This window comes from Streptomyces sp. SP18CS02, assembly GCF_036322365.1.
In the GTDB taxonomy this organism is placed as follows: Bacteria; Actinomycetota; Actinomycetes; order Streptomycetales; family Streptomycetaceae; genus Streptomyces.
Genome location: NZ_JAQYXC010000295.1, coordinates 17,943 through 40,093 on the forward strand (window position 1 = coordinate 17,943; position 22,151 = coordinate 40,093).

Consider the following 22,151-nt stretch of genomic DNA (forward strand, 5'->3'; position numbering starts at 1 on the left):
TCGCGTGAGCGATGAGGTGGAGCCCGGCCGGGTCCGGGTACGGCTGGATCTGTCGTACGACGGGAAGGACTTCTCCGGCTGGGCCAAGCAGGCCGGCGGACGGCGGACCGTGCAGGGTGACATCGAGGACGCCCTGCGGACGGTGACGCGGTCCTCCGAGACCTATGAGCTGACCGTGGCCGGCCGCACCGACGCCGGTGTGCACGCGCGCGGCCAGGTGGCCCATGTCGACCTGCCCGAGGCCGTGTGGGCCGAGCACCGGGACAAGCTGCTGCGGCGGCTGGCCGGGCGCCTCGCGCACGACGTGCGGGTGTGGAGGGTCGAGGAGGCCCCGAGCGGGTTCAACGCGCGGTTCTCGGCGATCTGGCGGCGGTACGCCTACCGGGTCACCGACAACCCGGGCGGTGTCGACCCGCTGCTGCGCGGCCACGTCCTGTGGCACGACTGGCCGTTGGACGTGGACGCCATGAACGAGGCGGCCCGGCGGCTGGTGGGTGAGCACGACTTCGCGGCGTACTGCAAGCGCCGTGAGGGCGCCACCACCATCCGTACCCTCCAGGAGCTGTCCTGGGTCCGGCTGCCCGGCGGGGTGCTGGAGGCGACCGTGCGGGCCGACGCCTTCTGCCACAACATGGTGCGCTCGCTGGTGGGCGCGCTGCTGTTCGTCGGCGACGGGCACCGCCCCGCCGACTGGCCCGGCAAGGTCCTGGCGGCGGGCGTGCGCGACTCGGCGGTGCACGTCGTACGGCCGCACGGACTCACGCTGGAGGAAGTCGGCTACCCCGCCGACGAGTTGCTCGCCGCCCGCAACCGGGAGGCGCGCAACAAGCGGTCACTGGCCGCCGGCGGGAGCGGTGGCTGCTGCTGAGGCCTGCGCCCGGCCGCGGGCGTAGACCTGGTTGAAGGTGAAGGTGCCCAGGTCGTCGCTGGTCTTGAAGACGAGCTCGTCACCGGTGGTCACCTTCTTGCCGCTGGACCAGCCGGCCTGGGTGAAGTAGGCGTACCGGCCCAGGGAGTTGGCGCGGCGCAGACAGACCGTGGCGCGGCAGAAGTCGCCGACGCCCGCCCCGGCGAGCGGCGCGATGCCGCCCGCGGCCTGCTCCTTCGCCTTCACGGCCGAGGCCTCGGTGTCGAAGAGCGCCACACCGACGGTGATGGCGACGCCGTCCTTCTGGTACGTGGCGCGGATGACCCGCTCGCAGCCGTGCTTGCTCAGGACCCCGCCGAGGCCGCCCTGGGTGACCGAGGCGCAGTCGGTGGTGGAGGAGATCGCGCCCTTGAGGTAGACGCGGTCGCCCATGGTGAGCTTCTTGCCCGGGAACAGCGACTCGGGGCTGAGCGGTGCCTTGTCCTTCTGGGCGCTGGAGATGAAGTCCTTCGGGTTGGGCGGGGGCGGCGGGGCCACCGAGGAGAAGGACGGCTGCGGCCGGCTGCTGTCGCTGGGGAGCACGGGCGCGGCGCCGTTCTTGGCCGAGGCGTTGGTGCTGCCGCTGTTCGTGGAGACGACGGCCACCGCCACGATGGAGGCCACCGCGGCGGTGGCGAGCACCCCGCCGCCGATGAGCAGCCAGCGCTTACGGCGCGTCCGGGCGGCCGAGGCCTCGGCCAGGGCGCTCCAGTCCGGGGTGTCGGGACCGCCGAACCCCGGCCGCGGGTCGTACCGCTGTCCGTAGGGCTCGTCGTACCGGTCGTTCTGCTGGTGCGGCTCCTGCGGCCACTGGGGTCCCCCAAAGCTCATGCCGCGCATCCTAATCCGGTTGGGGGATCGCCGGGTCCACGGGGACAATGCGCACCATGGGACATGTAGAGGCCGCACATCTCGAGTACTACCTTCCGGACGGGCGGGTGCTGCTCGGTGACGCGTCCTTCCGGGTCGGCGAGGGCGCCGTGGTGGCGCTCGTCGGCGCCAACGGGGCCGGCAAGACGACGCTGCTGCGGCTGATCTCCGGCGAACTGCAACCGCACGGCGGGACGGTGAAGGTCTCGGGCGGACTGGGCGTGATGCCGCAGTTCGTGGGGTCGGTACGGGACGAGCGGACCGTGCGCGACCTGCTGGTGTCGGTCTCGCCCGTGCGGATCAGGGAGGCGGCGGCCGAGGTGGACCGGGCCGAGCACCTGATCATGACCGTCGACGACGAGTCCGCGCAGATGGCGTACGCGCAGGCCCTCAGCGACTGGGCGGAGGCGCGCGGGTACGAGGCGGAGACCCTCTGGGACATCTGCACGACGGCCGCGCTGGGCGTTCCGTACGACAAGGCGCAGTTCCGCGAGGTGCGCACGCTGAGCGGCGGCGAGCAGAAGCGGCTCGTGCTGGAGGCGCTGCTGCGCGGCCCCGAGGAGGTGCTGCTGCTGGACGAGCCGGACAACTACCTGGACGTGCCGGGCAAGCGGTGGCTGGAGGAGCGGCTGGGCGAGACCCGCAAGACCGTGCTGTTCGTCTCCCACGACCGGGAGCTGCTCTCCCGGGCGGCGCAGAAGATCGTCGCCGTGGAGCCGGGCCCGGCCGGGTCCGACGTATGGGTGCACGGCGGGGGTTTCGGGACGTTCCACGAGGCGCGCCGGGAGCGGTTCGCGCGATTCGAGGAGCTGAAGCGGCGCTGGGAGGAGAAGCACGCCCAGTTGAAGAAGCTGGTCGTGAACCTGCGGCAGGCGGCGTCGGTCAGCCATGAGATGGCCTCGCGCTACGCGGCCGCCCAGACCCGGCTGCGGAAGTTCGAGGAGGCCGGGCCCCCGCCGGAGCCGCCGCGTGAGCAGGACATCCGGATGCGGCTGCGGGGCGGGCGCACCGGCGTGCGGGCGGTCACCTGCTCCGGGCTGGAGCTCACGGGGCTGATGAAGCCCTTCTCCCTGGAGGTCTTCTACGGGGAGCGGGTCGCCGTCCTCGGGTCGAACGGCTCCGGGAAATCGCACTTCCTGCGCCTGCTGGCGGGGGACCCCTCGGTGGCGCACACGGGCGAGTGGAAGCTGGGCGCGCGGGTCGTGCCCGGCCACTTCGCCCAGACGCACGCCCACCCCGAGCTGCTGGGGCGCACGCTCGTGGACATCCTGTGGACCGAGCACGCCAAGGACCGCGGCGGCGCGATGTCGGTCCTGCGGCGCTATGAGCTGGAGGCACAGGGGGACCAGCCCTTCGAGCGTCTGTCGGGCGGCCAGCAGGCGCGGTTCCAGATCCTGCTGCTGGAGCTGGGGGGCACCACCGCGCTGCTCCTGGACGAGCCGACGGACAACCTGGACCTGGAGTCGGCGGAGGCGCTGCAGCTGGGGCTGGAGTCGTACGAGGGGACGGTGCTGGCGGTCACCCACGACCGGTGGTTCGCCCGCTCCTTCGACCGCTACCTGGTGTTCGGGTCGGACGGGGTGGTCAGGGAGACACCCGAGCCGGTCTGGGACGAGCGCCGGGTGGACCGGGCGCGGTAGGGACGCGACCCGCCGTGCGGGGCGTGAGCCCCGCCGGCGGCCGGGTCAGGGGGCCGACACCGGGTTGGACAGCCGTACCCCGTGGGTCTCGAACCGCATCTCGACGCGGTCGCCGTCGGCCATGGCGAAGCCGCTGTGGAAGCTGCTGCGGTCCGCGCCGAGGTAGACGTAGTGCACCCGGCCGGGGTGGAGCAGGGCCTCGTGGGCGAAGAGGCCCGAGATCATGTCCCGCAGGCCGTAGTGGAGCGCCTTGATGCCCGTGGTGAAGGTGCCCTCCCACGCCGGGGAGCCGTCGCGTTCGATGGTGACGTGGCCGGTGACGTGGCGGGGCGGGGTGCCCAGGAACAGCCAGGGGGCCACGCCCGCGTCACAGAGCTTGGCGTACGACAGGTGACCGTTGTGGCGCTTGAAACGGCCGATGTCGGTGAGGTCGTTGCCGAAGGTGTATCCGGCGTACTGCGGGGTGCGGTGCTCGTCCGTGACGTAGACGAGGACGACCTCCGCCTCCTCGGTCAGCGCGACGGACCCGGCCGGCGCGCGCAGCGCTTCGCCGGGAGCCTTCAGCACGTCGCCGAGGCCCTTGAAGAACCAGTTGGGCTGCGTCTGCGTGGTGTCGTCGACCTTGACGTTGTGGGTGGCCATGAACCCGCTCACCATGGCGTCGCCGACCGATTCCGGCAGCAGCGGGGGGCGGAAGGTGACGTCTCCGGCCGGGACCCGGACCGGGGTGCGGCCCTCGGTCACGGCGGCGATGAACGCCTCGGTGTCGCCGCCCGCCGCGAGCAGGGCGCCCCGCAGGTCGGTGCCGCCCAGCGGGTACAGCCCGAGGACGGAGTCCTCGGGCGAGCCGAGGCCGAAATGCCGTTCGCCCTGGTGGACGCACTCGTACAGGACCGTCATGGTCGGTTCTCCTCGGGGGTGGTGGGATTCCAGTGGCCATCGGCCCAGGTCAGGACCGCCCAGCGGTCGGCCGCGGGGGTCAGGTTCATGCCGAAGCCCGGGCCGGGGGGCGGAGCGAGCGTGTTGGCCCGGCGGTCGACCAGGGGACGCGGCGAGACGATCATCTCGGGGCCGGGGAAGAAGCGGTCGCTCTGACCGGCCTCGACGGTCAGGGCGCCGGGGCTGCGGAAGGCCAGCGCGCGGCCGGCGTTGATCAGCGGGCCCGTCTCCGCGACCTGCACGCCGATCTGGAAGCCGAGGGCCGCGTCACGGGCGTACGCGACCAGGCGGGCGGCGTTCAGCAGGCCGCCGACCTTCGCGACGCGTACGTTGACGGCGTCGCACGCCTCCGCGGCCACGGCCGTCCGGGCGTCCGCGAGCGTGCACACCGACTCGTCCAGCATCACGCGGATGCCGGACTCGCGGCGCAGTGTGCGCAGGTCGTCCCAGGAGCGCCGGGGCAGCGGCTCCTCCACCAGGCCGGCACCGGCGTTGCGCAGTCGCAGCGCGTACGGCACGGCGGTGGCGGGGGTCCAGCTCATGTTGGCGTCGACCATGACGGGAACCTCCGGGCCGAGCCGGTCCCGGATGGCGGTGACCGTACGGACGTCCCGGTCGATGTCCTGCGACGCCTTCACCTTGACGAAGTGGAAGGGGCCCCGGGTGTCCAGGAACTCCTCGACGCCGATGCTGAGGTCGAGGACCTGCGACACCGGCAGGGTGGGCCCGGCGTCCCCCGTGACCGGGAGCAGGTCCGCGGCCGGGACGCAGAGCCGCCGCGCGAGAAGGTCCAGGACCGCCGTCTCCAGCAGGCAGACCAGGTTGTTGCGCGCGCCGGGCCGCTCGCCGTCCGCCGCGCCGGGAGCGCCCTCCGGGCGGGCGGGCCCGGCGCCCGTCAGGTCCAGGCCGGCGGCCGCCTCGAAACCGTCCTCGCGCAGACGCGCCAGGAGTTCCTCGGGCGGCACCTCCCGCAACCGTGCGAACAGCGGGCCCAGCGGGACCCGGCGCAGCGCCTCGGTGACGCTCGCGGTCGTCTCGCCCGTGACGTACGAGCGCGGCGCGCACTCCCCGAGGCCCGTCACCCCGTCGACGGTCAGGCTCAGGACGAGGCTGTCGCTGGTGGAGCGGCGGGCCGCCGGGTGGTCGAAGCCGACGCTCATCGGCAGCGCCACCCGGTACAGCCGGCCTGCGGCCTCAGACATCGCGGTCCACGGCCGGGAGCAGGGTGTAGGCCGATGCCCAGTCGACCAGGTCGTCACGGACATCGGTGTAGAAGAGGTAGTGCCGGTCGGTCGGGAACTTGATGATCATTCCCCGGTCGGACACCATCTGGTTGAACACCCGGTGGGTGTCGTCGAGATCGATGATGGGGTCGGTCAGCCCGGACACGAACGCCGTCGGCACCTCCGGAAGTTCACGCCGGTCCGGGTGGTGCGGGTCCAGGTAGAGGCGCTCCAGGCCCAGCAGGGTGGCCCGGGACCGGCGGGTGATCTCCCGCAGGGCCAGGTCGTCGTGGTCGATGAAGTGCCGGTAGCGCGGGTCGGCGGTGAAGTCCTCCGACTTCAGGCCGGCGTCCCACAGGTCCGTGCCGCGCTCGGCGGCCAGCGCCGCGCGCTCCTCGCCGCCGAGCAGCGAGTGCAGCCGTCCCAGCCACGTCGAGCAGTAGACGGCGGCGTCGTAGCGGACGGTGAAGGCCGAGTGGTGCAGCAGGGCGGCCAGGAACGAGCCGCCGAGGCAGTGCCCGAACAGGGTCAGCGGTACCTCGTCGCCGATCAGCTCCCGTACGTGTGCCAGCGCGCCGGTGTAGTCGGCGATCACGGTGTCCACGTCGGGTATCTCGTGGCGCGTTCCGCCGCTGATGCCGCTGCCGCGCCGGTCGAGGGTGAAGAAGGCGACGTCGTTGTCGGCGAATCTCGGTCCCACCTCCCACAGCCATCCGGCGTGACTCTGCAGTCCGTGGAAGTAGAAGACCGCGCCCTTGGTCCGCCCCCGGGGGCGCCACAGGTGGAGCGCCAGTTCGGTGCCGTCGGCGGCCGTCAGCGTGATGATCTCCCGCCGGAGGTTCTGCGGCGGCCTCTTCGTCTCGATCACCGGTGCGCTCCCGTCGCTGCCGTGGCGCCGAGGAGGTCGGCGGCGAAGTCGGTGTCCTTCTGGAAGGGCTTGTACTTGTACTGGGTGGCGTTGCCCTGCTGGCGGCGCGATTCGGCGTAGGCCGCGATGGCGCCGTGCGGGACCGTGCCGAAGACCAGCGGGCCGAGCCGGCCGCTGCTCCGCTTGGACGCGTACTCGATGTTGATGGTCCGCAGCGCGCGGTCCACCGCCTCCGACAGCGTCACGTCCAGTTCGGGGCCCGGCTCCGTGGCCTCGCCGACGACCACGTAGTAGGGCGGTTCCGCCCACTGCGGCCCGCACATGTACAGCCCGCCGGTCAGCCCCTGGTCCGCCAGGGCCTGCTCGATGGCCTGGGTGACCTGCACTTCGGTGATCTTCTCGCCGGTGAAGGAGTGGAAGATGTCGTGGCGGTGGACGAAGTGGATCCACGGGGTGCCGTCCGTGATCCGGTCGACGCGGTAGATGTCCCCGCTCCACAGCCGGTGCAGGCCGTTGGCCTGCGTCATGATCAGGTGGTAGTCGCGGCCCTCCACCACCTCGTCGAAGAGCAGGGTGTCGATCCGCTCGCCCGCGTCCAGCAGCGCGCCCAGCTCCACCTCGGCCGGTACGAACTCGAAATAGGCCTGGTTGACCGCCAGGGGCTGGCTGTCGAGGGAGTCGTCGACCGGGATGGTGGTCACGCCCTCGGTGCCGCAGCTCATGAACGGCATGCTCGCGACGCCCGGCATCACGGCGTCCAGCCGGGACTGGTAGAGCCCGGCGGAGGACGACAGCCAGCAGCTGTAGAGCCGCAGCGAGGGCCAGACGTCCGTGAGGGTGAAACCGTCCCGCTCCAGGACGGCCTGGAGGTGGCGGGCCGCCTCGGGGTCCGGGTCGGTGTGCGGTCTGCCCTCCAGCGTGCCCTCGGCGAGGTCGCGGACCAGCTCGGCACCGTGCTCGGCGATCAGGTCCCGGAGCGATATCAGGGTGCTCGGGTTGATCGCCGATATGAAGTGCAGGTCCTTGCCCACGAGGTGGCGGATCCGGTGGTACATCCGCCCGGAGTGCGAGGACGGCGCCTCGGTGCCGAACCACGGGGCCGCGGACCACGGCGGGTTCCAGTCGCGGCTGTTGATGCGCGGGTGGCGGTTGCTGATCGCCTGGTACTGCACGCCGTTCAGGAAGTCGTCGACGTTCTCGTACACGGTCTGGGTGTCGAGGGTCGCGTGCGGGTGATCGAGGATTTCGAGGTGGTGCTCCATGTACGTGCCCCACATGGCCTGCATCGCCGGGATGCGGTAGGTGAGCAGCCAGTGCAGGGTGTACGGGATCCGCTTGGGGACGTCGGTCGTTCCGCTCGTCTTCAGCCAGCGCAGCACGGGGCTGCACGTCAGGACACCGCCCTTGGTGCGGGTCTCGCGTTCGATGTCCGCGGTGAAGTCGCCGTACCGCATCACCGGGACCACGTCCCGGAAGCTCGCCGGGTCGGCGGCGACGGCGTCGTAGCCGCGCTCCTTCCAGCGCAGCGAGTCGGCGCACAGGGCGATGATGTCGTTCAGGACCCGCTCCTGCGCCGCGTAGGGGTCCTTGAGGTCCGCCAGCAGGGCCGTACGGGCCTGCCGGCACTCCTCGATGAAGGGGCTGCGACGCGCGTTCCAGTGCTCGTGCCAGTGCGAACTGCCCACGGCTTCGGTCTCTCCCTCAACTCGTTCTGACAGTGGTGCCGGTGTGTCGTGGCTCCTGTGGCTCCCGGGCCGCTGGTACGGCTCAGGCGAGCAGCCCGCGGAACCGGCCCGCGTGGAACACGAGTGGCTCCGCGGGGCCGGCCAGGGCGCCCTCAGCTGCCGACGCGACGACCAGTTCGTGGTCCCCGGTCGGGTGGATCGCGGTGATCTCGCAGTCCAGCCAGCCCAGTCCGTCGGCCGGAATGGGATGTCCGGCCCGGGTGTACGCCCAGTCGCGGCCGGCGAAGCGGTCGGCACCGCGCCGGCTGAACAGACGGCACAGTTCGGCGTGGCGTTCACCGAGGATGGTGACTGCGAAGCTCCCCGCCGCCCGGATGTCCGGCCAGGTGGTCGAGGTGTGGGCCGCGCACAGCGCGACGAGCGGCGGGTCGAGCGAGACGGAGGTGAACGAGTTGACGGCCATCCCCACGGGGCCGTGCGCCGCCTGGGCGGTCACGAGCACGACTCCAGTGGTGAAGCGGCCCAGAATGTCACGGAACGAGCGCTGATCCAGAGGGTGTTGTACCGGCTCGGTCTGCTGCAGCATGCGATGCGTTTCCACTCGGTCCGGCGGACGGTCTTGGTCGGCGGTGAGGGCCTCGGGTCGTCGGGGGCGCGGGCGTGCCGGGATTGCCGGGACGCCCGCGCCGCCGCGAGACGACGGGGATCGGCGGAAGGGGGTCGCCCCGTCGGGGTCCCGTCCGGCCGTCGCCGGGCGGAGAGGACCCCGACGGGCACTCCCTACTTCGCCGCGCGGCTGGCGATCGCCCAGTCGACGGCTTCCTGGGGACGGGCCGCGGCACCGGTGATCTGCGGTGCCACATGGCGGGCGAGCAGCTCAAGGCTGCGGTTGACGTTCTCGTACGAGGTCCAGTCCGCCGCGTACACCAGGAGGGTGCCGAAACCACCGGTGGCCTCCTGCATGCGGCGGATGCCGGCGGCCACGTCGTCGACGGAGCCGACCAGGGCGCCGCCCGCCTCCACGCGGGCCTCCAGCAGCTTCTCCCGCGGGGTGCCGGGGGGCTGGACCTCACGGCCGGCGGCCTTGCTGAAGTACTCGAAGAGCCAGCGGTCGTAGCCCTCGCGGACCTCGGCGAACGCCTGCTCGCGGGTCTCGGCGACATGCACCGGAAGGGCGATGCGCCAGTCCTCGCGGCGGATGGTCTGCCCGAACTCGTCGGCGGCCTCCTCGGCGTGCTTCCACTGCTGCGCCAGCCCGATGTGGTCCGGCGCGCCCGGCGTCATCAGGGCGAACGGCAGCGCGAAGGAGGTCATGCTCAGCCCGTACCGGCCGACGAGGCGGGGGCTGGTCACCGAGGTGCCGGAGGTGGCCATGGCCACCTCGATCGGACCGGGGCCGAACCGGGGCAGCTGGAGCTTGGCGTCGTTCAGCTCGTACCAGTCGGTCTTCTGGGTGACGCGCTCCTCGCCGTTGACCAGTTCGAGCACGGTCGGCAGGGCCTCGTCGAGGCGCTTGCGCTGCACCTTCGGGTCGAGGCCGAACATCCCGGCGTCGAAGGGCACACCGGGGCCGACGCCCAGGATGTAGCGGCCCCGGGCGAGGTGGTGCAGGTGCACCGCGCGGCTGGCGACATGGAAGGGGTGGTGCCCGGAGAGGGGGACCACGCCGTGCGCGAGCTTGATCTGCCGGGTGCGCTGGCTCGCCGCGGCGATCATGGTCTCCGGGGCGCCGACGAGTCCCCAGCCCAGGGTGTGGTGCTCACCGAACCACGCCTCGTCGAAGTTCAGGCGGTCGGCGTGCTCCACGAGGTCGAGATTGCGGTGGATCGCCAGGTGCGGGTCCTGTCCCGTCTCGTGAACGGGCGACAGGAAGAGACCGATACGGCTGTGCACTGCTGTCCTCCAGCATGGTGGTGTGGTGAGGAAGGCGAGGGGCGCGGGGTCACGCGAGGCGGTAGACCGAGTCCTTCAGCTCGCGCACCGTCTTGTAGTCGGCGGTGAGCCGCTGGTCGTCGTCCGAGGTCAGATAGATCCGCATGGTGGCCGTCAGCAGATCGGTGGTGGGACGGATACGGGCCCCGGGCGCGTACTTGACGCTGGTGGAGAACGTGCTGGGCAGCGCGTTGATCCGGGCCACGACCTCCTGGTCGACCTCCGCCACCTGACCGTCGAGGGTGGTGTCCGCGTTGTAGATGCAGGCGGGCCGCAGCTTGCTGTAGACCCGGTCGGCGTACTCCCGCTGGAACTCCTCCGGGCGGGTGTAGGCCAGCACGGTGAGCCCGGCCTGGTCGGCGCCCAGGCACAGCTCCTGGAAGCCGGGATTGACCTGGCCGTTGAGGCGCGTGGCGACCTCGACCAGGACCGGACCCTGCTCGGTGACGATGACCTCGGCGTGGGCGGGGCCCCAGCGGACGTCCAGCGCCGTGAGCACCTCGTGGATGTAGGCGATCAGCGCGGGGACGGGGTCCTCGTCCGGCGACAGAAGGACGTCGCGGTTGTAGATGTTCTGCCCGGAGGGCAGCAGGATCTTCTCGTACTCCCAGACCCCGGAGACGTAACGCCGGCCGTCGCAGCTGACCGTGTCGACGACGTACTCCGTGCCCTTGAGGTACGACTGGACGAGTGCCTCGGCGTTGGCGAAGCCGAAGATGTCGCGGGTCTCCAGGACGCGCAGGGCGGCGGCGCGCACCTCCTCGGCGCTGTCGCAGACGAACACGCCGTCGGAGGCGGCGGAGCTGATGGGCTTGACCACCACGGGCCAGCTGCCGTGGTCCTGCGCCCACTTGACGATCAGTTCCGCGTCATCGCTCTTGAACTGGTCGGCGCAGCGCACCCCGGCCCTGCGCAGCGCCTCGATCATCTCGTGCTTGTCCCGGCGGGCCGGGGAGAGCGCGGTGCCGTTGGACTTCACCCCGAGCGCCTCGGAGAGCCGGTCCGCCAGCTGCACCGCGGACTCCTGCCCGGGCACCACGGCGACGGGGGCGTACGGGCGGAGCAGCTCGACGAGCCGCTCCTCGTCGGAGCAGACGATGTTCTCGTCGTACGCGGTGAGGTCCGGCGCGAGCATCGTCGGGATGAGCTCCGGCGTGCTCTGCACGTGGATCACCCGGGCACCGGCGGCGGCGAAGGCCGCCGGGTAGAAGTTGCCGGCCGAGTAGCCGTCGACGACGACGGCGGTCGGCCGCGCGGTGCCGGCCGGCGGGGCGGCGGGTGACGGGGAGGGGGAGGTGCTCATGCCTGTGCCTCCGAGGACTCGCGCGGGGTCTCCTTGATGAAGCGGGCCAGACGCGAGATGCCCTCGCGGATCGCCTCCGGGGCCAGGTTGCTGAAGCCGAGCCGCATCTCCCGGTGGCCGCCGCCCTCGAGGTAGAACATGCTCATCGGCGCCCAGCTCACCCGGTAGTCCCTGGCGGACCGCTCCATCGCCGCGAGGTCCGCGGTGAAGGGGACGCGCAGGGTGAGGAAGAAGCCGCCGCGCGGGGTGTTCCAGGTGACGCCGTGGTCCTCGCCGGCCGGGAAGTGCTCGGCCAGCGCCTCCAGGGTGGCGTCCAGCCGCTCCAGGTAGACCGCGGCGAGCTCGCGCATGGCGGAGCGCAGGTCGTAGCCGTTCTCGACGAGGATGCCGCCGATCACCGCCTGGGAAAGGGTGGAGGACCCGACCGTGAACATCGCCTTGGCCTTGGAGAGGCTCTGGGCGAGGGTGCGGGTGGCCCCGGTGGAGTCGGTGACCTCCTGGTCGGCGACCAGGTAGCCGAGCCGGGCGCCCGGGAAGGCGGACTTGGCGAACGAGCCGAGGTAGGCGACCCGGCGCTCGGTGTCCAGGGACTTCAGGGTGGGCATCGCCTCGCCGTCACGGGCGAAGAGGCCGTACGGGTTGTCCTCCAGGATCACGAGGTCCTCTTCGGCGGCCACCTCCAGGAGCCGCTTGCGGGCCTCCAGGGGAAGCACCGTCCCGGACGGGTTGGAGAAGTCGGGCACCAGGTACAGGGCGACCGGGCGTCTGCCCTCGGCCCGCACCGCGCGGGCGGCCTCGGCCACGGCCTCGGGGTCGAGCCCGTCCGGCCCCTCCAGGATGCCGCGGACCGGGATGTCGAGCATGCGCGCGGCGCCCCGGATGCCGACGTAGGCGGGGGAGACCGACAGCAGCACGTCGTCGGGGGAGGTGAACAGGCCGCGCAGGGCGACCAGCGCCGCCTCCTGGAAGCCGTGCGTGATCATGACGGCTTCGGCCGGGACGTCGATGTTCTCGTCCTGCTTCAGCATGCGGGCGACCTCGTCCTGGATCAGGCCGTTCACCGGCCCGTACTGGAAGAGGAGCCGGGTGATCCGCTGCTCCGGCACACCCTTGTCACGCAGGTGCTTGATATAGCGGTCCACGTAATAGGTGAGATTGCCCAGATCGTGGTTCCCGTCGTACGGCGCGCCCGACGAGAACGACAGGGCATCCGGGAACTTCAGTGCCGTCTCGCTCAGGATCCGCATGGAATCCATCTCGGGGTCGGCTATCCCACCGTGCAGTGAGTCCTGCTGGAACGAAAGCATGTCAGCGGTTTCCTTCCGTGCTGGAGACGTCTTCCGACCGGTTCAGCACGGATATCCAGCTGCCCTTCCCCGGTCCCCATTCCCGAATACGGGTCCTTGCCACGACCCCGCCTTTGACGTAGGGCTCGTCGTCCAGAATCCGCTGGAGTTCGTCGCGGTCCGCCACCTCGTAGAGCAGGAGTCCGGCGTTTTCGCCCACGAGCGGGCCGCCGAGCAGCAGGACTCCGCTGTCGGCCAGCCGGTAGAGGTTCTCGGCGTGCGCCGGGTGCAGGCCCTGGCGGCCGGCCCGGTCGACGTTGTACTCGAATTCGACGACAAACTTCGCCACACCAGCTCCTTGTGCGCTTCTTCTTGCCGAGGGGTGGGGATTCCCCTCACATGTAAAGGCCGCCGTTGATGTCGATGACGGAGCCCGTGGAGTAGCCGGCGCTCTCGGAGCACAGGTGCAGCACGCTGCCCACGGCTTCGGTCACCTTGCCGTAGCGGCCCATCGGCAGCCGGGACAGCACGGCCTTCTGCGCCTCCTCGTCGCGGAGCTCGAAGGCACGGGCCACGCGCTCGGTGGCGATGGGGCCGTGGGCCACCACGTTCACCACCACGCCGGTTCCGGCCAGTTCGTACCCCATCTGCTTGGTCATGCCGATGACGGCGGCCTTCGCCCCGACGTAGGCGGCGTTGTTGAAGTGGCTGTACGTACGCCCGCCCGCCGAAGCGAAGTTGACGATGCGGCCGTAGCCGTCCGCCACCATCCGGGGCGCGCACACCTTGATCGCGATCCAGGTGCTGACCACGTTCTCCAGGTACGTCTGCTCGAAGTGGCCGCGCTCCAGGTCGGCGTAGCCGATGACGCGGGTGTCCCCGCCGACGCCGTTGACGAGGATGGAGGGGGCGTGCCGCTCGACGATCGAGGTCAGCTGCTGTTCGGCGGCGGGGATGTCGGTGATGTCCCCGACGACCACCTCGACCTTGGTCCGCGGGGAGAGCTCGTCCGCGAGGCGTGTGACGGCCTCCTCGTTCCTGTCGAAGAGGACGAGTGAGTGCCCTTCCTTCGCCAGTCCTCGGGCGGTCTCCGAGAGAATTCCACCGGCGGCACCGATCAGGAGCGCGGTACGTGTGGTCACTCTTGTTCTCACCTGGCTTGTCTGGGTTCCGTGACCCTGAACGGGCAGTGCAGGGCCCTTTGCGGGGGTTGAACAGCGCCTCATGCCGGTTCGGCCGTTTTGCCGTTGAGATCACATTGGCGGAATGCAGGCTTCCCTATTTCCGCGCACGGCAGCAGGCCAGGGGAGGGTAAGCCGCCCCCCGGTCGACACGTTCCAGACCATCACACCAACCCTCAGCGCATGTCAACGCGTTAAGGCCACTCGTTGACCCAATGTTCGTAAAGGAGTCAACTACGCGGGGTCCGTGGAGCGGATCCCTTGCGCAAGGACGAGATATCGTCAATCCTTGCCGACTGACGTGTCCGAGTAAGGCCGGGACTGGGCGAGGGGGTGGGCGTGGCCGAATCCTTATGGCGTAAATTCAGCCATCCAGCCACTGTTTCCGGCCGCTTCTCTTTCTGGCCATCCGCTGTACCTGTAAAGCCTGGCGAACCGGGGCCACCCTCCCCGCTCCGATGGAATCTCCGCACAACGGCGGTTCCGGACCAACCACCGGATGAACGGACCATGCGACCCAACTCTCCGTGGCGAATACGTGACTTCCGTACCCTTTTCACCGCCTCCGCGCTCAGCCAGCTCGGCACGAACATCGGTTATGTGGCCGTGCCGCTCGTCGCCGTGGCCGCCCTGGACGCGAGCCCCGGTCAGGTGGGTGCGCTGGCCACCCTGAGCACGGTCGCCTTCCTGGTCATCGGCCTGCCGGCCGGGGCCTGGGTGGACCGGCTCAGCCATCGGCGCGTCCTGATCACGGCCGATCTGTGCCGGGCGATCCTCTTCGCCACCGTGCCACTGGCCTGGTGGCTGGATATGCTCACTCTCGGCCAGCTCTACGCCGTGGTCCTGCTGAACGGCTGTGCCACCGTCTTCTTCGACGTGGGTTCGCAGAGCGTCCTGCCCCAACTCGTCGGCCGTGACAGTCTGGTTCAGGCCAACGCCGACATCAACACGCTGATCGCGGCGGGCAACGTGGCCGGACGCGGCGCCGGCGGAGGGCTGGTCGCGCTGCTCACGGCTCCCGTGGCCGTCGTCGTCACCGCCGGGGCCCACCTGGCCTCGGCGCTGCGGCTCACCGCCGTCCGGCGGACCCCGCCCGCGGCCCCGGCCGGCGCGGCGGGAGCGAAATCGGCCACCGGGCTGCGGACGCAGATCGCGGAGGGTGTGCGGCACGTCTTCGGCAACGCGGAACTGCGGGCGCTCGCGCTCACCGCGGCGCTGGGCAACCTGGGCTCCTCGGTGGTGAACACCATGCTCCCGGTCTGGTTCGTGCGCGAACTGGACCTCTCGCCCGGCGCGCTCGGACTCTTCTGGGCGGCCGGCGGGGCGGGGCTGCTGGTCGGCGCCCGCAGCGCCCGGCCGGTCGCGACCCGCCTGGGCTTCGGACGCACCCTCGGCCTCGCCGGGCTGTGTCTGGCGCCCGCCGGACTGCTGGTCCCGCTGGTCGACCGGGGGCCCTGGCTGTTCCTCGCCGGGGCCGGGTGGTTCCTGGCCATGTTCAAGGTCGGCATGGACAACGTGATCGGTGTCAGCCTGCGCCAGCGGATGACCGCCGATGTGCTGCTCGGCCGGATGAACGCCACCTTCCGGTTCCTGCTGACCGGAGCGCTCGCCGTCGGCGCCGCGCTCTCCGGAGTGCTCGGCGAGCTGGCCGGCGTGCAGGCCACCCTGTGGGTCGGGGGAGCCTTCATGGCGACCGCCTTCCTGCCGGTCTTCCTTTCCCCGGTGCGATCCCGGCGCGAGCTCCCCGAGCAGCAGACCCATAACACCTCGGCATGAATTCACGTCGAGTTCGAGTCGCCTATAGCGACCTGGTGGGGAGGTAAACGAACCTCTCAATAATAGTTGACCTTTGTGGCAACCGCCTGCAAAGATCAACGACGCACCCAGTCACAGACTTTATGTGGCGCCTCATCCGATGCGCTGGACAGCGCCTCTCCCTCCGGCGCCAATTTGATCCTGACCTTGAGGAGTGCGATGGCGGCCATCGAAAGTGGCTTCCGAGCCGAAGGCCTTGCGGATTATTCAGATCCTCGCGAAACCATGCGCGCCCTGCCTCGGTTCTTCCAGTATCCGATCACGATATTCACCGGAAAGCCGATAGCCGGGCAAAGACCCCTGTCCTGGTGGACACCAGGATTCCACCTCACCACCGCCGGCCTGTCCATGCTGCTCGGTCTCGCGATCAGCTGCGTCGGCATGGCCCTGGGCGGACCCTGGCTGCTGCTGGTCCTGCCGGGCTGGGCCGTCACCCTGCACGGCATGCGCAACCTGCGCATGATGATCTACCACCAGTGCTCGCACCGGAACATGTACCGCAAGCGCCGTCTGGACGCCGTGATCGGCCGGGCCACCTCCAGCCTGCTGATCATCCAGAACTTCGCCCGCTACAGCCGTGAGCACGTCAGCGACCACCACGCCGCCCACCACATGACGCTGCGCGACCCCACGGTCCAGGCGTTCCTGGTCAGCCTGAACCTCCACCCGGGCATGACCCGCCGGCAGATGTGGCGGCGCGTCCTCGGCAAGATCTTCTCGCCCTGGTTCCACCTCAACTTCGCCGTGGCGCGCGCCCGTTCCTTCTGGCACGGCTCGGACACCAGCGAGAAGGCGACCAGCGTCGGCGTCTACGGCGTCGCCGCGGCCGCCACCATCGCCACCGGCACCTGGCCGATGCTGCTCGTCGCCTGGCTCGTCCCGCTCTTCCCGCTGTTCCAGGTGAGCAACACGCTGCGGCTGTGCGTGAAGCACACCTTCCCGGCCCCGGACGTCACCGAGCGCCGCGGCAAGGAGTACTTCGGCAGCCTGACCAACGCCATCTTCATCGGCGAGGCGGCACCCTCCCCGGCCCTGCCGCCCCTGCGGCGCATGGCCGCCTGGTGCCGGTGGACGGCGCGGATGGTGTTCGTGCACGCGCCGTCCCGGTACCTCGTGCTGACCGGCGACACCGTCGTCCACGACTTCCACCACCGCTACCCTTCGACGCCGAAATGGGCGAATTACATCTTCGAGCGCCAGGCCGACGCCGACAAGGGCAGCCCGGGATGGCCGGAATACCATCATGCGTGGGGGTTGGTGTCCGCGATCAACCTGGTCTTCGACTCGCTGTCCGTCGCCGACCCCGAGGAATACAGCGTCACACGGCTGCGCGAGGTCAGTAAGCGTGAACTCTTCGCCGCGTTCGACGACTGATACCCAAGCTCGCCGTTCTGAGAAGTAATTTCCGTCCACAAGGCTTCCGGGGGTTCTCCATGCGGCACGAAAACGCTACCCGCACCGTCATTCTCGGTGTGGCGGCCAGCGACGCCCATGTCGTGGCCAACCAGCTCATCGCCCACGCCCTGCGCGCCCAGGGGTTCCATGTCGTCAATGTCGGTACGTGCTCCTCGATCGACGAGTTCGCCGACGCGTACGCCGAGCACCCCGAGGCCGAGGCGGTGATCATCGGCAGCCTCAACGGACACGCCTACGAGGACCTCCAGGACCTGCCATCGGCCCGTGCCCGGGGCCTCCTGGACTGCCCGGTGATCCTCGGCGGCAACCTCTCCGTGGGCAGCTACAAGGACCCCGCCGACCTCGACCGGTTCCACAAGCTCGGCGTCGACGTCGTCCTGTCCGACCCGGAGCTCCTGCCGGCCACCCTGGACGAGCTCCGCGCCCGGACCGCCCAGCCGTCCACGGCCTCATGAGCGACGCCGTACCACCGCCGGAGCCCCCGGAGCTCCCCACACTCGCCGAGTCCGTCGCCTATGTGCGGCAGCTCGGCAAGCCGACCGCCGCCGAGGTGCTGCACGCGGCGCGCTCCGCCGGGCGCGTCGCGCTGCAGCCGCGCTGCGGCGTCGGCTCGCACGCCCAGATGATGACCCTGCTGAAGGATCTCGAACGGCACGCCAAGCCGGACGTCCTGACGCTCACCATCGACTCGCACACCCGGCTGAAACGGTTCGACAACGCCCGGGCCGCGCTGCTGCGCAACTCGGCCGAACTCAACGGCTACCCCCTTGTCACCCACGGGTGGCAAAGGGGCCGGGAACTGAACGAAGCCGTGACCGCACCCCTGGAGGTGCGGCACGGCTCCCCCGACGCGCGCCGGCTCTTCGAAACCTCGGTGGCCTCCGGGATCACCTCCTTCGAGGGCGGCGGGATCTCGTACAACCTGCCGTACTCGAAGGCCGTTCCGCTGAGCGAGTCGCTGGCCGCCTGGCGGGACGTGGACGCGCTCTGCGGTGACCTCGCCGGGCGCGGACTCGTCATCGACCGGGAGCTGTTCGGCACGCTCACCGCGGTGCTCGTGCCCCCGTCGATCTCGCTCGCCATCAGCGTCCTGGAGGCCGTGGCCGCCGCGCGCGAAGGCGTGCGGTGCATCTCGGTGGCGTACCCCCAGGGCGGCCATGTCGAGCAGGACGTCGCCGCCCTGCGGGCGATCCCCGTCCTGGCGGCCCGCTACCTCCCCGAGGGCGTCGAGGTGCACGCCGTCCTGCACGAGTTCATGGGCGTCTTCCCCAAGGAGCGCCCCCACGCCGAGGACCTCATCTTCTACGGGGCGCTGGTGGCCCGGCTCGGCGGCGCCAGCAAGCTGATCACCAAGACGTACCTGGAGGCCTTCGGCATCCCCGACACCCGCGCCAACATCGACGGACTGCTGCTGGCCTCCCGGGCCAACTCCCCGCTGCTCGACTTCATCGCGCTCGACGAGGAGCGGGTGGGTCACGAACTGGAGTGGATCCTCCAGGAGGTGGCGGAGATCGTGGAGCCGATCCTGGCAACGGCCTGTCTGTACAAGGAGATCGGCGCCGCCTTCGAGGAGGGACGGCTCGACATCCCCTTCAGCGCCAGCCGTTACGCCCGTTCCGGGGTCATTCCGCGCCGTGCCGCCGACGGTGCCATACGCTACCTGGACCCGGGGTCACTCCCCTTCTCCGACCGCACGCGCCGGCGCAACGAGGCCGGCCTCGGCGCCACCGGGGGCGGCGCGCGCATCGGCGACATGGTGAAGGGGCTGACGTCGGACATCAACTACTTCCTGAACGTCTTCGGCGAGAGTTCCGCAGCACAGTCCTGAACCCGGCGCGGCCGGCACCCGGCAGCCACAGCACGACCTGGAGTGGGAAGAGCATGCAGTCCATCAGCGTCACCAGCCCCGGCGGGCCCTCCGCGCTCGTCCTCGCGGACACCGAGGTGCCCGTACCGGGCAGCGGCGAGGTCCTGGTCCGCAACACCGCGGCCGGCGTCAACTTCATCGACGTCTACTACCGCAACGGCAGCTACCCCGCCGCGACCCCCTTCACTCCGGGGCAGGAGGGCGCCGGTGTGGTCACGGCCCTCGGCGAGGGCGTCACGGAGTTCGCGGAGGGTGCCCGGGTCGCCTACGCCTCCCAGCTCGGCGCCTACGCCGAGTACACCGTCGTCCCCCAGGACAAGCTGATCCCCGTACCGGAGGACGTCGACCTGGCCGCCGCGGCCGCCGTCACGCTCCAGGGCCTGGCGGCGTACTACCTCACCCACCAGACCCACGCGGTGGCCGAGGGCGACACCGTGGTGGTGCTGGCGGCGGCCGGAGGGCTCGGGCGCTTCCTCGTCCAGCTGGCGGCGGCGCGCGGGGCGACGGTGATCGCGGTCACCTCCACGCCCGAGAAGGAGAAGGCCGCGCGTGAGGCCGGCGCGCACCACGCCATCGGGTACGACGGTTTCGACACCGCCGTACGGGAGCTGACCGACGGCCGGGGCGCCCGGGTGGTCTACGACTCGGTCGGGGCGTCGACGTACCTCACCAGCCTGCGGTCCCTGGGCCGGCGCGGACTGCTCGCGCTGTGCGGGCTGTCCAGCGGTCCCGTGCCGCCGTTCGACATCGAGCAGCTGCGCGGCGGCGGCTCCCTGTTCGTCACCCGTCCCACGATGAGGGACTACGTGTACGACGCCGAGACGCTGCGCGCCGCGGGCGGCGCCGTCTTCGGCCACCTGGCGGACGGCGTCCTCACCCCGCACCTCCACGCGACGCTGCCCCTGCGGGAGGCCGCCGAGGCGCACCGGCTCCTGGAGAGCCGGGCGACGACCGGGAAACTCCTGCTCACGATCTGACCGACCTCCGACCGACCGAACCGTGTCCGCACACCTGACCATCCCGGGAGCACAGATGGCCGAGCCGGCCACCCCCCAGCTTCTCTTCGTCGGCGGCGCCGGCAACGCCACCCTCGCCGTCGACGTCGTCGAGGCGGCGATCCGCCAGGCCCGCAAGCGCGGTCTGCGGATACACGTGACCAACCAGGAGGCCACCCTCGCCGCCACCCCGGCGATCACCGCCCTCGTCGACGAGACGTCGGCCGTCGATTTCGAGGTGCCCGGCACCACCGCGGCCTGGGCGCGCGAGCGGGCGGCGGCGGGCGACCGCTTCGACGTCGTCTTCGGCGTACGGGAGATGGCCCAGGAGGCGGTCGCCGAGGCCGCTGACGCGCTCGGCCGGCCGGGCAACCCGCCGCACGCCGTCCACCGGGTCCGCACCAAGGACGAGGCGCGGGCGGCCCTGTCCGCCGCGGGCTTCCTCCAGCCGCGGTTCCTGGTCTGCGCGGACGAGGCCGAGGCCCGTGACTTCCTCGCCGGGTCCACCGGGCCGTGGGTGGTCAAGCCGCGTGACGCCATGGGCAGCGAGGGGGTCACCCGGATCGACGGTCCCGAGGACCTCGCGGCGGCCCTGGAGTTCCTGCCGGAAGAGGGCCGTGGCTCCTTCATCGTCGAGGAATTCGTGGAAGGGCCCGAGTACAGCGCGGAGGGCGTCTTCGTGGACGGCGTGCCGCACGTCCTCGCCCTCACCTCGAAGGAGCTGCTCCCGCCGCCGAACTTCTTCGAGGTCGAGTACGTCATCCCGGCGATCCTCCCGGAGGACACCGCCCGGGAGATCGAGCGCCAGGTCGTCGCCGCCCTCACCGCGCTGGAGCTGCGCTACGGACAGTTCCACGTCGAGCTGTGGTGGACCGAGCGCGGCGTCGTCCTCGGCGAGGTCCACGTACGCAACGCGGGCGGCTGGATCCACCGCATGCTGGCGCACGTCATCCCCGGTCTGGAGTGGTTCGGACTGGTGTTCGACAGCGTCCTCGGGAACCCCGTCGACAAGGCGGCCCTGAAGCCGGTGCGCGGCTCGGCGATCCGCTTCCTCACCCCGCCCAAGGGCCGGCTGGTGGCGGTCGAGGGATGGGACGAGGTGCTGGCCCACCCGAACCTGATCCACGCGGAGCTGGCCATCGCCCCGGGCGACGTGATCGAGGAGCACCGCTCGGTCGGCAACCGTGTCGCCCACATCGCGGTCGGGGCGGACACCTCCGAGGAGGCCCAGGCCCTGGCCCGCAAGCTGGAGGTGTCCGTCCGTTTCGTCATGGAGCCGGTTCAGGCCCCGGTCTCGTGACGGCCCGGCGCCCGGGTCCGGTGGCGGCTCGCGCCTGGTGACCGGCCGCGGCCCGGTGACCCGCCCGGGTCCGGTGGCGGCCACGGCCCCGGCTCGTAGGCTGGAGGCGTCCGTCCGTTTCGTCGTGGAGCCGGTGCGGACGCCGGCTCCGCGGCCGCCCCGGGTGGGGGCCGCGAGCCGGAGTGACGCGGTCCGCGCCGCCGCCGGGGGGCGGTTTTGACCCGGGTGGGGGAGCCCGCGTATCCTTCTGGTTCGTTATGCGTATTGGCTTGGTCGTTCTCACGCGAGGGGCCCTTACGCCGGTCCACCGGGCCGATGATCCAGCGGCAGGCACTCGGGTTGCGTCCCCGTAGGGCCGCCAAGGCTGTCGTGATCGTCCGGGTGGCCCTGTCAGGACCCTTCCCCTAAGCCCGAGGGGCTTGGGGATACCCCAACACTGAAGAAGCGAAGGCTACGACCGTGCGTACGTACAGCCCCAAGCCCGGCGATGTGACGCGCCAGTGGTACATCATCGACGCGCAGGACATCGTCCTGGGCCGTCTGGCGACTACGGCAGCGAACCTCCTCCGGGGTAAGCACAAGCCGATCTACGCCCCCCACATGGACATGGGCGACTTCGTCATCATCATCAACGCCGACAAGGTTCACCTGTCCGGCAACAAGAAGACCCAGAAGATGGCGTACCGCCACTCCGGCTACCCGGGTGGTCTCCGCTCCGTGCGCTACGACGAGCTGCTTGCGAAGAGCCCGGAGAAGGCCGTGGAGAAGGCCATCAAGGGCATGATCCCCAAGAACACCCTGGGCCGTCAGATGCTCTCGAAGCTGAAGGTCTACGCGGGCGACCAGCACCCGCACGCTGCTCAGCAGCCGGTCCCGTTCGAGATCACCCAGGTCGCGCAGTAGTTCCGGCCACCCCCTAAGAAG

General features: G+C 70.7%; 20 protein-coding genes. 9 read left to right on the forward strand and 11 right to left on the reverse strand.

Annotation, left to right across the window (positions count from 1 at the left end; genetic code table 11):
• Positions 1-4: 4 nt before the first annotated feature.
• Positions 5-868 carry a tRNA pseudouridine(38-40) synthase TruA gene (gene truA, locus PUR26_RS26845; RefSeq protein WP_329875992.1) on the forward strand — a complete coding sequence of 288 codons (864 nt, stop codon included), beginning with the start codon at positions 5-7 and terminating at the stop codon, positions 866-868.
• Here truA and PUR26_RS26850 read toward each other — a convergent pair.
• Positions 833-1,738, reverse strand: coding sequence for a hypothetical protein (locus tag PUR26_RS26850; protein ID WP_329875994.1), 906 nt, complete (start codon positions 1,736-1,738; stop codon positions 833-835). The two genes, truA and PUR26_RS26850, sit on opposite strands and share 36 nt — an antisense overlap.
• 56 nt (positions 1,739-1,794) lie before the next feature.
• Here PUR26_RS26850 and PUR26_RS26855 point away from each other — a divergent pair, with 56 nt between their 5' ends.
• A complete protein-coding gene (locus PUR26_RS26855) occupies positions 1,795-3,417 on the forward strand; it encodes an ABC-F family ATP-binding cassette domain-containing protein (RefSeq protein ID WP_329875995.1) in 1,623 nt (540 codons plus the stop codon).
• Positions 3,418-3,462: 45 nt separating this feature from the next.
• Here the strand turns inward: PUR26_RS26855 and PUR26_RS26860 are convergent, their stop codons facing one another.
• From PUR26_RS26860 to PUR26_RS26905, 10 genes are all read right to left on the reverse strand, one after another.
• A complete protein-coding gene (locus tag PUR26_RS26860) occupies positions 3,463-4,317 on the reverse strand; it encodes a fumarylacetoacetate hydrolase family protein (RefSeq protein WP_329875997.1) in 855 nt (284 codons plus the stop codon).
• Positions 4,314-5,558 (reverse strand): mandelate racemase/muconate lactonizing enzyme family protein, encoded by a 1,245-nt coding sequence (locus PUR26_RS26865; protein ID WP_329876000.1) that lies wholly within the window; start codon positions 5,556-5,558, stop codon positions 4,314-4,316. The genes PUR26_RS26860 and PUR26_RS26865 overlap by 4 nt, the downstream gene beginning before the upstream one ends.
• Positions 5,551-6,447 (reverse strand): alpha/beta fold hydrolase, encoded by an 897-nt coding sequence (locus tag PUR26_RS26870; protein ID WP_329876002.1) that lies wholly within the window; start codon positions 6,445-6,447, stop codon positions 5,551-5,553. Before PUR26_RS26870 ends, PUR26_RS26865 begins: the two co-directional genes overlap by 8 nt.
• Positions 6,444-8,132: a GH3 family domain-containing protein gene (locus PUR26_RS26875; protein ID WP_329876004.1), complete on the reverse strand. Its 1,689-nt coding sequence runs from the start codon at positions 8,130-8,132 to the stop codon at positions 6,444-6,446. The genes PUR26_RS26870 and PUR26_RS26875 overlap by 4 nt, the downstream gene beginning before the upstream one ends.
• 82 nt (positions 8,133-8,214) lie before the next feature.
• A complete protein-coding gene (locus PUR26_RS26880; RefSeq protein WP_329876005.1) occupies positions 8,215-8,718 on the reverse strand; it encodes a flavin reductase family protein in 504 nt (167 codons plus the stop codon).
• Positions 8,719-8,912: 194 nt separating this feature from the next.
• Positions 8,913-10,025, reverse strand: coding sequence for an LLM class flavin-dependent oxidoreductase (locus tag PUR26_RS26885; RefSeq protein WP_329876007.1), 1,113 nt, complete (start codon positions 10,023-10,025; stop codon positions 8,913-8,915).
• 49 nt (positions 10,026-10,074) lie between these two features.
• Positions 10,075-11,367 (reverse strand): ATP-grasp domain-containing protein, encoded by a 1,293-nt coding sequence (locus PUR26_RS26890; RefSeq protein ID WP_329876009.1) that lies wholly within the window; start codon positions 11,365-11,367, stop codon positions 10,075-10,077.
• The gene (locus PUR26_RS26895) at positions 11,364-12,674 is read right to left on the reverse strand and encodes an aminotransferase-like domain-containing protein (protein WP_329876011.1); all 1,311 of its coding nucleotides are present in this window, start codon (positions 12,672-12,674) and stop codon (positions 11,364-11,366) included. The genes PUR26_RS26890 and PUR26_RS26895 overlap by 4 nt, the downstream gene beginning before the upstream one ends.
• Before the next feature lies 1 nt (position 12,675).
• Positions 12,676-13,002, reverse strand: a complete 327-nt coding sequence (locus tag PUR26_RS26900) for a YciI family protein (RefSeq protein WP_329876013.1) — start codon at positions 13,000-13,002, stop codon at positions 12,676-12,678.
• 46 nt (positions 13,003-13,048) lie between these two features.
• Positions 13,049-13,795: an SDR family NAD(P)-dependent oxidoreductase gene (locus PUR26_RS26905; protein WP_329876015.1), complete on the reverse strand. Its 747-nt coding sequence runs from the start codon at positions 13,793-13,795 to the stop codon at positions 13,049-13,051.
• Positions 13,796-14,344: 549 nt separating this feature from the next.
• Here PUR26_RS26905 and PUR26_RS26910 point away from each other — a divergent pair.
• The 7 genes from PUR26_RS26910 (at position 14,345) to rplM (ending at position 22,130) form a co-directional block, all read left to right on the forward strand.
• Positions 14,345-15,610, forward strand: a complete 1,266-nt coding sequence (locus PUR26_RS26910) for an MFS transporter (protein ID WP_329876017.1) — start codon at positions 14,345-14,347, stop codon at positions 15,608-15,610.
• Positions 15,611-15,874: 264 nt separating this feature from the next.
• Positions 15,875-17,023 (forward strand): fatty acid desaturase, encoded by a 1,149-nt coding sequence (locus PUR26_RS26915; RefSeq protein ID WP_329876019.1) that lies wholly within the window; start codon positions 15,875-15,877, stop codon positions 17,021-17,023.
• 59 nt (positions 17,024-17,082) lie between these two features.
• Positions 17,083-17,520 (forward strand): cobalamin-dependent protein, encoded by a 438-nt coding sequence (locus PUR26_RS26920; RefSeq protein WP_329876021.1) that lies wholly within the window; start codon positions 17,083-17,085, stop codon positions 17,518-17,520.
• The gene (locus PUR26_RS26925; RefSeq protein WP_329876023.1) at positions 17,517-18,893 is read left to right on the forward strand and encodes a methylaspartate mutase; all 1,377 of its coding nucleotides are present in this window, start codon (positions 17,517-17,519) and stop codon (positions 18,891-18,893) included. Before PUR26_RS26920 ends, PUR26_RS26925 begins: the two co-directional genes overlap by 4 nt.
• A 53-nt stretch (positions 18,894-18,946) precedes the next feature.
• On the forward strand, positions 18,947-19,909 hold the full coding sequence (locus tag PUR26_RS26930; RefSeq protein ID WP_329876025.1) for a quinone oxidoreductase family protein: 963 nt from the start codon (positions 18,947-18,949) through the stop codon (positions 19,907-19,909).
• 22 nt (positions 19,910-19,931) lie between these two features.
• Positions 19,932-21,227 carry an ATP-grasp domain-containing protein gene (locus PUR26_RS26935; RefSeq protein WP_329876028.1) on the forward strand — a complete coding sequence of 432 codons (1,296 nt, stop codon included), beginning with the start codon at positions 19,932-19,934 and terminating at the stop codon, positions 21,225-21,227.
• A gap of 459 nt (positions 21,228-21,686) precedes the next feature.
• On the forward strand, positions 21,687-22,130 hold the full coding sequence (rplM, locus tag PUR26_RS26940; RefSeq protein ID WP_329876030.1) for a 50S ribosomal protein L13: 444 nt from the start codon (positions 21,687-21,689) through the stop codon (positions 22,128-22,130).
• The last annotated feature ends 21 nt before the right edge of the window (positions 22,131-22,151 follow it).